This window comes from Enterobacter sp. T2 (assembly GCF_010692925.1).
Classification (GTDB): Bacteria; Pseudomonadota; Gammaproteobacteria; order Enterobacterales; family Enterobacteriaceae; genus Enterobacter; species Enterobacter kobei.
Window position 1 is genome coordinate 4,624,700 of sequence record NZ_CP048736.1, and the last position, 12,842, is coordinate 4,637,541.

At 56.9% G+C, this 12,842-nt stretch carries 11 protein-coding genes; 4 read left to right on the forward strand and 7 right to left on the reverse strand.

What is annotated here, in order from left to right; all coding sequences use genetic code 11:
• The first annotated feature begins 2 nt into the window (after positions 1-2).
• Positions 3-1,391 (forward strand): phosphohexomutase domain-containing protein, encoded by a 1,389-nt coding sequence (locus tag G0034_RS22135; protein WP_179121269.1) that lies wholly within the window; start codon positions 3-5, stop codon positions 1,389-1,391.
• Positions 1,388-2,470: an ABC transporter ATP-binding protein gene (locus tag G0034_RS22140; protein WP_014885633.1), complete on the forward strand. Its 1,083-nt coding sequence runs from the start codon at positions 1,388-1,390 to the stop codon at positions 2,468-2,470. Before G0034_RS22135 ends, G0034_RS22140 begins: the two co-directional genes overlap by 4 nt.
• A gap of 32 nt (positions 2,471-2,502) precedes the next feature.
• Here the strand turns inward: G0034_RS22140 and metE are convergent, their stop codons facing one another.
• Entirely contained in the window at positions 2,503-4,764 is a 2,262-nt protein-coding gene (metE, locus tag G0034_RS22145; protein ID WP_179121270.1) for a 5-methyltetrahydropteroyltriglutamate--homocysteine S-methyltransferase, read from the reverse strand.
• 115 nt (positions 4,765-4,879) lie between these two features.
• On the opposite strand from metE, the gene metR reads away from it, so the two are divergent.
• Entirely contained in the window at positions 4,880-5,833 is a 954-nt protein-coding gene (gene metR / locus G0034_RS22150) for an HTH-type transcriptional regulator MetR (protein WP_023331563.1), read from the forward strand.
• Here the strand turns inward: metR and G0034_RS22155 are convergent.
• The 3 genes from G0034_RS22155 to pldB form a co-directional block, all read right to left on the reverse strand.
• A complete protein-coding gene (locus G0034_RS22155) occupies positions 5,721-6,620 on the reverse strand; it encodes a carboxylate/amino acid/amine transporter (protein WP_014885636.1) in 900 nt (299 codons plus the stop codon). The two genes, metR and G0034_RS22155, sit on opposite strands and share 113 nt — an antisense overlap.
• A gap of 82 nt (positions 6,621-6,702) precedes the next feature.
• Entirely contained in the window at positions 6,703-7,503 is an 801-nt protein-coding gene (gene yigL, locus G0034_RS22160) for a sugar/pyridoxal phosphate phosphatase YigL (RefSeq protein WP_023331564.1), read from the reverse strand.
• A gap of 31 nt (positions 7,504-7,534) precedes the next feature.
• Positions 7,535-8,527, reverse strand: a complete 993-nt coding sequence (gene pldB / locus G0034_RS22165) for a lysophospholipase L2 (protein ID WP_032629594.1) — start codon at positions 8,525-8,527, stop codon at positions 7,535-7,537.
• Positions 8,528-8,638: 111 nt separating this feature from the next.
• Between pldB and rhtB the strand changes: the two genes are divergently transcribed.
• Positions 8,639-9,259, forward strand: a complete 621-nt coding sequence (gene rhtB / locus G0034_RS22170) for a homoserine/homoserine lactone efflux protein (RefSeq protein ID WP_014885639.1) — start codon at positions 8,639-8,641, stop codon at positions 9,257-9,259.
• Here the strand turns inward: rhtB and rhtC are convergent.
• From rhtC to pldA, 3 genes are all read right to left on the reverse strand, one after another.
• Positions 9,256-9,876: a threonine export protein RhtC gene (gene rhtC / locus G0034_RS22175; protein WP_014885640.1), complete on the reverse strand. Its 621-nt coding sequence runs from the start codon at positions 9,874-9,876 to the stop codon at positions 9,256-9,258. The two genes, rhtB and rhtC, sit on opposite strands and share 4 nt — an antisense overlap.
• Before the next feature lie 61 nt (positions 9,877-9,937).
• A complete protein-coding gene (recQ, locus tag G0034_RS22180; RefSeq protein WP_087529447.1) occupies positions 9,938-11,767 on the reverse strand; it encodes an ATP-dependent DNA helicase RecQ in 1,830 nt (609 codons plus the stop codon).
• A gap of 90 nt (positions 11,768-11,857) precedes the next feature.
• Positions 11,858-12,727 (reverse strand): phospholipase A, encoded by an 870-nt coding sequence (gene pldA / locus G0034_RS22185; protein WP_014885642.1) that lies wholly within the window; start codon positions 12,725-12,727, stop codon positions 11,858-11,860.
• Positions 12,728-12,842 lie beyond the last annotated feature (115 nt).

Consider the following 12,842-nt stretch of genomic DNA (forward strand, 5'->3'; position numbering starts at 1 on the left):
CTATGGATGAACTAACGTGCTTTAAAACCTATGACATTCGTGGCGAAGTTGACGTCAATCTCACCCCTGACATTGCGCGTCGCATCGGAAGGGCGTACGCCGTCTGGCTGCATCCCCGGCGCGTGGTAGTAGGCGCTGATGTCCGCCTCAGCTCGGGGGCGCTAAAAACGGCCCTGGTCGACGGGCTTACCGCAGGCGGCGTCGATGTTATCGACCTGGGCATGACCGGTACGGAAGAGGTCTATTTCGCCACCCGGGAATTGCGGGCAGACGGAGGGATCCAGGTGACGGCGAGCCACAATCCCGCCCATTACAACGGCTTTAAGCTGGTTGGCCTTGAGGCGCGCCCGATCAGTAATGACAACGGTCTGCTGGAGATCAAAGCGCTGGCAGAACAGAACCGCTTTCCACCCTGCGTGCGTCGTGGGGGCATTTTTCCCTTCGACAATCGCCCGGCCTGGGTGAACGCTCTGCTGCGATTTATCACTACGTCCCCAACGCGAACGTTACGCCTGGTGGTCAACGCCGGGCACGGCACCGCAGGTCCGGCGCTAGATGCGCTTGATGAGGGCTTAAAGCGTGCCGGTGTACCGGTCGAGTTTATCCGTATTCATCACCAGCCAGATGGCCGCTTTCCCGCTGGCGTACCTAACCCGATGCTGCCTGAAAACCGGCAAAGCACCCGACTGGCCGTCATCGAACATCACGCCGATGCTGGCATCGCCTGGGATGGCGATTTCGATCGTTGCTTTTTCTTCGACGAGCGCGGGGATTACGTTGAGAACTATTATCTCGTGGGGCTGTTTGCCGAACATTTTCTGCGACGCTATCCCGGCAGCCGCATCATTCTTGATCCCCGCTTAATCTGGAACACGCTCGAGACGGTCGCCCGTTGCGGCGGTAGCGCAATCGTGAGTAAAACCGGGCATGCCTTCCTGAAAGCCCGGATGCGAAGGGAAAGTGCCATTTACGGCGGCGAGATGAGTGGCCATCACTATTTTCGCGATTTTGGCTACTGCGATAGCGGCATGATCCCGCTGATCCTGATGCTCCAGATCCTGGGCGCAGACGCGCAGCCGCTCTCTCATCTTATGCGTCACGCACAGGCCCGCTATCCGGTGTCTGGCGAAATCAACCTGACGGTCAACGAGCCCGCCGCACTCCTCAATGACGTCGCCGCGCACTATGCCCCGGTCGCATGCGAACGCGACAACTGCGACGGCCTGAGCCTGTCCTTCGCAGACTGGCGTTTTAACCTCCGCGCCTCCAATACCGAGCCGCTGGTTCGCCTTAATGTTGAAGCGCGGGGAGATACCGCTCTGCTTGTCCATAAAACTCATGAAGTGCTGATGCTGATTTCTGCCCTGCAAGGGGCTCAGGAGACATTATGACCGCCCTTTCATTACGACATATTCATAAAAAGTACGATAAAAACGTCATCGTGGCGGATCTGTCACTGGAGATAGCATCAGGAGAATTTATCGTTCTTGTGGGCCCCTCCGGGTGCGGGAAATCGACGCTGCTGCGCATGATCGCGGGATTAGAGGCGCCAGACAGTGGCATGCTGATGATGGGCAATGAGGATGTCACCCACCTGGCGGCGGGCAAGCGGAGCTTATCGATGGTTTTCCAGTCCTACGCACTTTATCCGCATATGACCGTACGGGAGAACCTCGCCTTTGGCTTACGCAATATCCGCACCCCGGAGGCCGACATTGCGCAGCGCATCACCCACGCCGCCAACATGCTCAGGCTGGACGAGCTGCTCGACAGGCTTCCGCAACACCTCTCCGGCGGCCAGCGCCAGCGCGTGGCGATAGGTCGTTCTATTGTCCAGCAGCCCGCGCTGTTCCTGTTTGACGAACCCCTTTCCAACCTTGACGCCGCTCTGCGGGTTGAAATGCGCCAGGAGATCCAGCAACTCCATAATACCCTAAAAAACACCATGATTTACGTCACGCACGATCAGGTCGAGGCGATGACGCTGGCCGACCGTATCGTGGTGATGTGTAAAGGCAATATTGAGCAAACGGGTACGCCGCTTGAACTGTACAACACCCCGGCGAACCGCTTCGTGGCCGAATTCATCGGTACGCCAAAAATCAATATGTTACCCGCCGTCTGGCAGCAGGGGGCATTGCATATCGACCCTGATACCGTCTTCCCGCTTTCGCGTCAGCCCGCAGACATTCAGGAGGGGGAATCGGTATTTGTCGCGATCCGCCCTGAACACCTGGGTTATCAGCAGCCGGGGGATTTTAGCCTGAGCGGGAAAACGCGGTTATGCGAACTGCAGGGAGATTCAACCCTGGTGTGGCTGGACGTGGCAGGGCATGCCGTGTGCCTGAAATCCTTCCAGCAACTGAGTCTGCCTGCGCAGCAACGTATCACGCTGACCGTGCAGGAGGCTCATCTGCATCTCTTTGACGCGGCAGGCAAGCGGATTGCAATGACGGAAAATGCCGCCTGAGTAGAGTATCAGGCGGCGGGAAATGCGCAGACTTACCCCTGACGCAAATTCTGCGCTGCCTTCACCATGTTGGCGAGCGCTGCGCGGGTTTCCGGCCAGCCGCGGGTTTTCAGGCCGCAGTCCGGGTTCACCCACAGGCGCTCTGCCGGAATACGCTGAGCGGCTTTTTTCAGCAGGGCTTCAATCCACTCCACGCTCGGCACGTTCGGGGAGTGAATGTCGTACACCCCCGGTCCGATTTCGTTTGGATAGTCGAACTCTTCAAACGACTCGAGCAGCTCCATATCTGAACGCGAGGTCTCGATGGTGATCACGTCGGCATCCAGCGCGGCAATGGAATCCATAATGTCGTTAAATTCGCAGTAACACATATGGGTGTGGATCTGCGTGTCGTCCTTCGCCACCGACGCATTGATGCGGAAGGCTTCCACGCCCCACTTCAGATAGTCATCCCAGTCGCTGCGGCGCAGCGGCAAACCTTCTCGTAACGCCGGTTCGTCAATCTGGATAATGCCAATGCCAGCGGCTTCCAGATCCGCCACCTCATCACGCAGCGCCAGCGCGATTTGCTTCGCAATGGTTTCACGGGTCACGTCTTCACGCGGGAACGACCAGCACAGAATGGTCACCGGCCCGGTCAGCATGCCTTTTACCGGCTTGTCGGTCAGAGACTGAGCATACTTCGCCCACGCCACCGTAATCGCTTCCGGGCGGCTGACGTCACCGATCACCACCGGTGGCTTCACGCAGCGGGAACCGTAGCTCTGCACCCAGCCATTCTGGGTAAACACGAAGCCGTCCAGGTGTTCACCGAAGTATTCCACCATGTCGTTACGCTCGGCTTCACCGTGCACCAGCACGTCCAGACCTAAACGCTCCTGCTCGATGATCGCCTGCCTGATGTGCTCAGCAATGCCGGTACGGTAGTGATTCGCATCCAGATTGCCCTTTTTGAAGTCGAGACGCAGGCCGCGGATCTCGGTCGTTTGTGGGAATGAACCGATCGTCGTGGTTGGCCATGCGGGCAGGTTGAAGCGGGTGCGCTGGGCTTCGGCACGGACTTCATACGGACTCTGGCGCTGGCTGTCCTGAGCGGTGATGGCCGCCAGACGTTTTTCCACTGCCGGATTATGCACGCGTGCCGAATGACGGCGCGCCTGAATCGGGGCGCTCCATTCGGTAATCGCCGCCGTGTCACCGCTGTTCAGCGCGTCGCGCAGCAGCGCCAGTTCTTCACATTTTTGCAGGGCGAAGGCAAACCAGCTTTTCACTTCCGGGTCAAGACGGGTCTCCACGCTCAGATCGATCGGACTGTGCAGCAGTGAACATGATGAGGCCACCCACAGCTCACGTTTACCGACAATGTCTTTAATTTGAGCATACTTTTCGGTGAGATCGGCACGCCAGACGTTACGACCGTTTACCAGCCCCGCTGAGAGCAGCCAGTCTGCGGGCAGACGTTTGTGCAGGTCCTTCACGTCATCTTTGCCGTGAACCAGGTCAACATGCAGGCCCTGAACCGGCAGCGCGGCAATCGTGCTCAGGTTAGGCGTCACGCCCTCGAAATAGGTGGTCAGCAACAGCTTCACCTGCCCGGTAAGCGCGTCATACGCCGGTTTGAAGGCATCGAGCCAAACCTGGGGCAGCTCAAGCACCAAAGCAGGTTCGTCGATTTGCACCCACTGAATGCCGCGTTTACCCAGCTCAATCAGTACCTGTTTGTAGACGGGCAGAATGTCCTTCAGCAGGCTGAGGCGGTCAAACGGCTCGCCTTTGACTTTGCCCAGCCACAGGTAGGTTACCGGTCCGAGCAGCACCGGTTTCACCTGGTGGCCCAGCGCCAGCGCTTCGTCGACTTCGTCCAGAAGCTGTGTCCAGGTCAGTTTGAACTGCTGACCTTTTACGAACTCCGGCACCATATAGTGATAGTTGGTGTTAAACCACTTGGTCATTTCCGCCGCTGCCGCGGGTTCACCCGTTGGCGCACGACCACGGCCGATGCGGAACAGGGTATCGATATCTACCGATCCATCTTTGTTCTGATGACGAGCCGGCACGTTGCCCAGCAGCAGGCTGGTCGTCAGAACATGGTCGTACCAGGCGAAATCGCCCACCGGCAGCAGGTCAATGCCTGCCTGCTTTTGCTGATCCCAGTGACGGGCGCGCAGCTCGCGCCCCACGGTCAGTAGTTCTTCACGGGTAGCGTTACCCGCCCAGTAGCTTTCTTGCGCTTTTTTCAGCTCGCGACGCAGGCCAACGCGAGGGAAACCGAGAGTGTGATTGCGGATTGTCATGTTATGCCCCTTGTGAATTTCGCTATTTAGACGTCCAGATGTTTACACATCTATAATTGGCAGGTACTGTATATTCCTCAAGCGCAAAATGTTCATGGCGAAGTGAAGGACTTTCATGATCGAGATAAAACACCTGAAAACGCTGCAAGCGTTGCGGAACTGCGGATCGCTCGCGGCGGCTGCGGCCACGCTGCACCAGACCCAGTCTGCCCTTTCTCACCAGTTCAGCGATCTGGAACAACGCCTCGGATTTCGTCTTTTTGTGCGTAAGAGCCAACCTCTGCGCTTTACGCCGCAGGGTGAAATTCTTCTTCAACTGGCGAATCAGGTCCTGCCGCAGATCGCCAGCGCGCTACAGTCCTGTAACGAGCCGCAGCAGACAAAACTGCGCATCGCCATTGAGTGCCACAGCTGTATTCAATGGCTGACCCCTGCGCTTGAGAACTTCCGCCAGAAGTGGCCGCAGGTGGAGATGGATTTTAAATCCGGTGTGACGTTCGACCCGCAACCCTCTCTGCAGCAGGGTGAGTTGGATCTGGTGATGACCTCCGACATTCTGCCGCGCAGCGGCCTGCACTATTCGCCGATGTTTGATTTTGAAGTGCGCCTGGTGCTGGCACCGGATCATCCGCTGGCGGCTAAAACGCGCATCACGCCGGAAGACCTGGCAACAGAAACGCTGCTGATTTATCCGGTTCAGCGCAGTCGCCTGGATATCTGGCGTCATTTCCTGCAGCCGGCAGGCATTAGCCCGCAGCTGAAAAGCGTGGATAACACCCTGCTGTTGATTCAGATGGTTGCCGCCAATATGGGCATCGCGGCGCTGCCGCACTGGGTGGTGGAGAGTTTTGAACGCCAGGGCCTGGTGGTGACCAAAACCCTGGGTGAAGGACTGTGGAGCCGTCTGTACGCTGCCGTGCGCGATGGCGAGCAGCGTCAGCCGGTGACAGAAGCGTTTATTCGCTCAGCGCGGAACCACGCGTGCGACCATCTTCCGTTTGTGCGGAGCGCGGAGCGACCCAGCGGCGATGGACCCACAGTGAAGCCAGGATCACCGCTCCCCCAATAAGGAAACTCGGCCAGTGCGGTTGCTGCTGCCAGATGGCGAGGTTGACCAGCAGCCCCGCCGGGACGTGCACGTTGTTCATGATCCCGAGCGTTCCGGCGTCGACCTGCGTCGCGCCGTAGTTCCACATGAAGTAACCCAGCCCTGACGCCACCACGCCCAGCCAGACCAGAACGCCCCACTGCACCGACGTGGTCGGCAGCTTTTGCGGGTTACCGAGCAGAAACCACGCCGACACCGCGACAATCGCCGCGCCCATATAGAACCACGCAAATGCATTGTGCTGCGGCATCGGACGGGTTTCCATCAGGCGTTTGTAGCCCACCATGCCGATGGCGAAACTGATGTTGGCGAGCTGGACGAACATCAACCCGGTCCAGAAGTGATCGCTGACTTTGTCATAGCGAATGATCGCCGCGCCAATCACCGCCAGCGCCGCGCTCAGCAGGTATCCCCAGCGCAGACGACGCCTGCTGAGCAGGTCGTAAATCAACGTAATATAGAGCGGCGTCAACACGGTAAAGAGCAGGAATTCAGAGACGGACAAATAGACGTAAGCCCGGAAGCTGAACAGATACATGATGCCCAACTGCATTGCGCCCACCAGCATGTACAGCACAATCGTTTTCAGCGATTGACCACGCGTGCGCAGAAACGGCAGGAATACCAGCGCCGCCAGCCCCACGCGCATCAGCACCGAGAAGTAGCTGTCGACCGAACCGGCAAGGTACTCGCCAATCAGGCTAAAGGAGAAGGCCCACAGGATAGTGGTGATAATGAGTAGCGCCACAATGCTTGTCTCTCAGAAAGAAGGACAGGCATTGTAGCGGACTCTTCAGTTGACATCTGGTCAACAAACAACCAAATGAAGATTATTCAAGGAACAGCTTGCGCAGGTATTTCGGTACCGCGTTGTCAGCGTTGGAACCAATCACTTCCAGCTCCGGATGCAGATCTTTCAGACGCTGATGCGCGTTCTGCATGATGCAGCCCTTGCCTGCCATGGAGAGCATTTCAGCGTCGTTCATGCCGTCACCAAAAGCGATGCAGTCTTTCAGCGCGAAACCCAGACGTTTCGCGACCGCTTCCAGCGCGTGACCTTTGGAGACGCCCCCCGCCATCACTTCCAGACAGGTCAGGGTTGAGAAGCTCACGTTGACGCGATCGCCCCAGCGGGCGTTGATCGCCTGTTCCAGTGGGAGCAGTTCTTCATGGCTATCGCAGGTGAAGAACACCTTACTGATACCTTCCGGCTCAAGAAGGCCCGGCTCGTACAGGGAGTAGTTAAATACCGCTTCCTTGAAGAAACGCATTTCATCCGGGCGGTGGCGGTTCATGAACCAGTCGTCGTTGCGGTACACGTTGGTGATGATAGCCGGGTTGTTATGCACCACGCCGAAGAGATCGGCGGCAATATCGCGATCCAGGTTATGGGTAAAGATCAGGTTACCGTCAGTATCATGCACGCGCGCACCGTTGGAGGTGATCATGTACGATTTGATCTCAAGATTATCGCGGATCTGCCCCACGTCTACGTGGTGGCGGCCGGTGGCAAACACAAAGTTCACGCCACGGGCAGTCAGAAGCTTTAAGGTCTCTTTCGCGTAAGGCGACAGGGTGTGGTCAGGGGAAAGCAGCGTGCCATCTAAATCAGATGCAACAACCTGGTACATAGGGATTTCAACCTCTGGTGGAAAACAATAATCAGTTATGCCTGTTGAAAAATTCAACAATGGCGTTGAGCGCGACTGAGCGCATAGCGTCCTTTTCGAAAAGGATCTCATGGTAAGCGCCGTTGATGACCAGCGGTTTTCCCCCTTCACAAGGGTGACCGGCGGCGGCGCGCAATTCACAATAACGGTCATGCATGCGGTTATCGACCACACGCTCTTCTTCAGCCTGAATCAGGAGTGTTGGCGTGTCATCATCACCTACCCCCGCCAGCACCTGTTCACCGGCCAGAATCCCCTCCCGCACCCAGTGCCAGGTCGGGCCACCGACGCGTAAGCGCGGTTCATCGGCATAAAAGCGCAGGTTGCGGCGATAACGCTGCCGACTGTGGGTTAAGACGTTGATGGCGAACGGCAGCGCGCGCCAGCGTCCGGTCCCGATGGCATAGCCTTCACGAATGCGCTGATGGCCCTCAGCCCAGTCGAGAAGATGACGCACCATCCAGTCGGGGAAACGTATGACGATACCGTACATCGGCGCGGTTAGCGCAATGGCATCACACTGGTGTTGATACCGCTGCAAAAACAGCGTCGAAATAGCGCCACCCATGGAGTGCGCAAGGATATAGCGCTTACGCCAGGGGCCGGGCTGCACTTCCTGCTGCCAGAACGCGGCAAAATCGTCGACGTAATCGCTGAAGCGATCGACATGTCCACGGTGCGTGTCCTGTAGCATGCGTCCGGACAGCCCCTGTCCACGGTGGTCGATGATGAGCACATCGAACCCCATATGGACCAGATCGTAGGCCAGTTCGGCGTATTTAACGTAGCTTTCAATGCGCCCCGGGCAAACCACGATTACCCGGTCATTTTTCTCATCACGGAAACGAACGAAGCGTACCGGGATGCCCCCGACGCCCGTAAACTCATCTTCCTCACGCTGCCGCCAGAAATCGGTCAGCGGCCCCATAGAGAAAGCAGCAAATGCGTTTTCTCGTGTTTCCCAGTCCTTTTTCTGCTGAAACATTGGGTTTCCACTCACGTAATCCAGGGAATATCGTTTTTTTTCGTAACCGGTCACAAAATGACTCATCAATAGCGTATTGTGGCATAAAAACAGACGATTCGGGAGTTTCAAATGACCTTCGAGTGGTGGTTCGCCTACCTGCTGACATCCATCATCCTTAGCCTTTCACCGGGTTCGGGTGCGATTAACACCATGACTACCTCCATCAACCACGGCTATCGCGGGGCAGCGGCGTCGATTGCCGGTTTGCAAACCGGGCTGGGCATTCACATCGTCCTGGTCGGGATTGGGCTGGGAACGCTGTTCTCCCGCTCGGTGCTGGCGTTTGAAGTGCTGAAATGGGCCGGTGCGGCATATCTTATCTGGCTGGGTATTCAGCAGTGGCGCGCGGCTGGCGCCATTAACCTGAATACGCTCGCGCAGACGCAAAACCGTGGTCATCTGTTTAAGCGGGCAGTATTCGTCAACCTGACCAACCCGAAAAGCATTGTGTTCCTCGCCGCGCTGTTCCCACAGTTTATCGTGCCGCACCAGCCTCAGGTGATGCAGTACGTGGTGCTGGGTGCGACCACAATTATTGTCGATATTATCGTGATGATTGGTTACGCGACGCTGGCACAGCGGATTGCCGGATGGATAAAAGGGCCTAAGCAGATGAAGGCCCTGAACAAAGTGTTTGGCTCGCTGTTTATGCTGGTTGGCGCGCTGCTTGCGTCAGCGCGTCATGCTTAGCGAGAAATGATGAGATGAATGCCGAAGCCGGCGAACAGCGCGCCGGCGAAGCCATCGATCCACTTCGCGATACGCTGGTAGCCACGGCGCATCGCCGGTAAGGCAAACAGGCTTGCCACGATAGTGAACCACGCGAAGGTCTCCACGACGATAAGCAGGAAAATGCCCCAACGTGCGCCCGCGCCAACGCTGTCGCCCACAAACAGCGAGAACACCGAGCCGAAATAGATAATCGCTTTCGGATTCGCCAGGTTGGTCAGCAGCCCTTTTACAAAGCTCCGTCCACCCGTTGCCAGCTCCACCTTAGGTTCTTGCGTTTTTTTCTCTTCTTTTTTCAGCGCCCCGCGCAGCATCTGGTAGCCCATCCAGCACAGGTACAGGCCACCGCCAACCATAATGATGTTATGCAGCCAGGCCATCTTCGCCAGGATCAGGTTCAGACCGAGCAGCGCAACGGCCGCCCAGACCATGACGCCCATGGTAATACCGAGCACGCCCATCATCGCCTCTTTACGGGAACGACTGACTGCTGTTTGCGATACGAAGAAAAAGTCAGGGCCCGGACTCATCAGCGCAACGATGTGCACTAACGCCACGGTGAGAAATAGCATTAACATAATTGGCTCGCAGGGAAATAATTCAGTGAGTCATCATACTGGCACTTTTTTGGCCGGCTGACTACTCCTCATCATCTCCGTCAACGTGAGTACGGATAAGCGCCATAAACTCCTTACCGAAGCGCTCCAGCTTGCGCGTGCCTACGCCGTTGACGCTGAGCATTTCGCTGGCGCTGAGCGGCATCTGTTCCGCCATCTCAATCAGCGTCGCGTCGTTGAACACCACGTAAGGCGGGATGTTCTCTTCATCAGCAATGGCTTTACGCAGCTTACGCAGTTTGGCAAACAGCTTGCGGTCATAGTTACCGCCGTAGGATTTCTGCATCACGCGTGGTTTGAGGGCGACCACGCGCGGTACGGCGAGCTTCAGTTCAACGTCACCGCGCAACACCGGACGCGCGGCTTCGGTCAGCTGTAGCGCCGAGTGCTGAGCGATGTTCTGCGTGGCAAATCCGAGGTGAATCAGCTGACGAATAATGCTAACCCAGTGCTCGTGGCTCTGATCTTTACCGATCCCATAGACCGGCAGTTTGTCGTGGCCCATGTCGCGGATACGCTGGTTATTGGCGCCGCGCAACACTTCCACCACGTAACCCATCCCGAAGCGTTGATTCACACGGTAAATGGTCGAAAGCGCCTTACGCGCGTCCATCAGGCCATCGTACTGCTTCGGCGGATCCAGGCAGATATCGCAGTTGCCGCACGGCTCCTGTCGCCCTTCACCAAAATAGTTGAGCAGCACCAGACGGCGGCAGGTTTGCGCTTCGGCAAACGCCCCCATCGCGTTGAGCTTATGGCGTTCGATATCCTGCAGCTGTCCCTGCGGTTTCTCTTCCAGACAGCGGCGCAGCCACGCCATATCGGCTGGATCGTAAAACAGCATCGCTTCCGCAGGCAGACCATCACGCCCGGCGCGGCCGGTTTCCTGATAGTAGGATTCGATATTACGCGGGATATCGAAATGCACCACAAAACGCACGTTAGGCTTGTTAATCCCCATTCCGAACGCCACCGTCGCGACCACAATCTGCAGGTCGTCACGCTGGAATTTCTCCTGCACATCCGCGCGGATGTGGTTCTCCAGCCCAGCATGATACGCCGCGGCGCTAAAGCCACGGTTTTGCAGACGCGCGGCGGTGTCTTCCACCTTCGCCCGACTGTTGCAGTAGATAATGCCCGACTTGCCGCGCTGTTCCTGGACATAGCGCAGGAGCTGATCCAGCGGCTTGAATTTTTCCATCAGCATGTAGCGGATGTTAGGGCGGTCGAAGCTGCTGACCTGAATATAGGGATCATTCAGCCCCAGCAGGCGAACGATATCCAGACGCGTCGTATCATCTGCCGTGGCGGTAAGCGCCATAAACGGCAGTTCCGGGAAGCGCTGACGGAGCTGGCCGAGGGCGGCATATTCCGGGCGGAAATCGTGCCCCCACTGCGAGATACAGTGCGCTTCATCCACCGCCAGCAGGACCGGGTTCCAGTGTGCGAGATGGTCGAGGAAGTTATCCAGCATCAGGCGTTCCGGCGCGATATACAGCAGACGAACCTGCCCGGTGCGACACCCGGCCATCACCTCTTGCTGCTGCTCCCGGGTTTGCGTGGAATTAAGACAGGCCGCCGCCACGCCGTTAGCGAGCAGTTGATCAACCTGGTCTTTCATCAGAGAAATAAGGGGCGATACCACGACCGTCAGGCCGTTAAGCACCAGCGCGGGCACCTGATAACAGAGTGATTTCCCGCCGCCGGTCGGCATAACGACCAAACAATCACGGCCTTCCAGCACGGTTTCAATGATGGTTTCCTGGCCAGGGCGGAACTGCTGGTAGCCAAAGGTTTCATGCAAAACCTGTTTAGCCAGCGACTCCTGATTCAATACTTCCGCCTGCGCCACGTTAACCCCATATGCCAGAAATGAAACAGGCGCTATTTTCAGCGCCTGAGAGAGAAACTTCAACGTTTAACGCAAAAACATTCGAGCAGCTTAGAGAATATCGTTGAGCATTACGCCCACACCCACGCGGGTCTGGTTGAAGTTATAGTCGATCAGCGACTCGCCGTAACCGCTGTACACCTGCGTATAGAGGCGCACATGCTTCGTTACCGGGTAGCTCAGGCCCACTTCCGCACCACCATAGCCGGTATTCCAGTTGTACTGGCCTTTCGCGCTCAGCACGGCATCGCCTAACTGGTAGCCGACCTTGAGCTGGTAGTACCCCATATATTTGGTGATATCCGGGTTATCGTCGGTGCTCCCCACCACATACCACGGCTTCACTTCCACCATCCAGTTGCCGTTCTGCGCCATCAGGCGCGTATAGGCACGGTTCCAGCTACGAGACGTGGGGTCGGAACGGCCGTTAGAATCGTGATTAAAGCCGACTTCGACGTCACGCAACGTCCATCCGGCAAATTCATAATCCGTTGCAAAGCCAAGGAACAGCTGCGGCTCATAGTTGGTTTCACGGAACGGCGAAGATTCGCCGCTGTTGGAAAGTTGCCACCAGGATTTCTGCGTATAAGAGGCACCGAGTACCGAGTTCGGCCCCAGAATACCGCGCCAGAACGGGAAGGCGAGGCTCAACTGGAACTTCACCTCATCTTTACGCGCATTATCAGACCAGTTATAGGAGCTTATCGCTTCTTTGTTCAGATCGCTGGTCTGGGTGTAAATCACGTAGTTGGTGTCATACGGGTAAAGCGTGAACGGATTGTCATGCTCCTGAAGCATGTTAGCAATGATGCTACCGTGTACGGATGGCGCATCGTGCACTTCTTTAACTGTCGCTTCCTGCGCATATGCTGTGAGGGGCAGCGCAACCGCCGCCAGTAACCAACCCAGATACGTCCGCATCGGTGGTGTTCTCCTGAAATAGTGACGTGTAATGAATAATTTTATCCGGGCATTCTACAGACTTCTGCGCCAACTTCCGCCTCCTCGTTTCTGAAAGTGGAAATCCGTATTGTTG

Excerpts from the sequence above, each read along its gene's own strand:
- G0034_RS22135 (WP_179121269.1), top strand. The coding sequence starts at position 3 with ATGGATGAACTAACGTGCTTTAAAACCTATGACATTCGTGGCGAAGTT.
- G0034_RS22140 (WP_014885633.1), top strand. The coding sequence starts at position 1,388 with ATGACCGCCCTTTCATTACGACATATTCATAAAAAGTACGATAAAAAC.
- metE (WP_179121270.1), bottom strand. The coding sequence starts at position 4,764 with ATGACAATCCGCAATCACACTCTCGGTTTCCCTCGCGTTGGCCTGCGT.
- metR (WP_023331563.1), top strand. The coding sequence starts at position 4,880 with ATGATCGAGATAAAACACCTGAAAACGCTGCAAGCGTTGCGGAACTGC.
- yigL (WP_023331564.1), bottom strand. The coding sequence starts at position 7,503 with ATGTACCAGGTTGTTGCATCTGATTTAGATGGCACGCTGCTTTCCCCT.
- pldB (WP_032629594.1), bottom strand. The coding sequence starts at position 8,527 with ATGTTTCAGCAGAAAAAGGACTGGGAAACACGAGAAAACGCATTTGCT.
- rhtB (WP_014885639.1), top strand. The coding sequence starts at position 8,639 with ATGACCTTCGAGTGGTGGTTCGCCTACCTGCTGACATCCATCATCCTT.
- rhtC (WP_014885640.1), bottom strand. The coding sequence starts at position 9,876 with ATGTTAATGCTATTTCTCACCGTGGCGTTAGTGCACATCGTTGCGCTG.
- pldA (WP_014885642.1), bottom strand. The coding sequence starts at position 12,727 with ATGCGGACGTATCTGGGTTGGTTACTGGCGGCGGTTGCGCTGCCCCTC.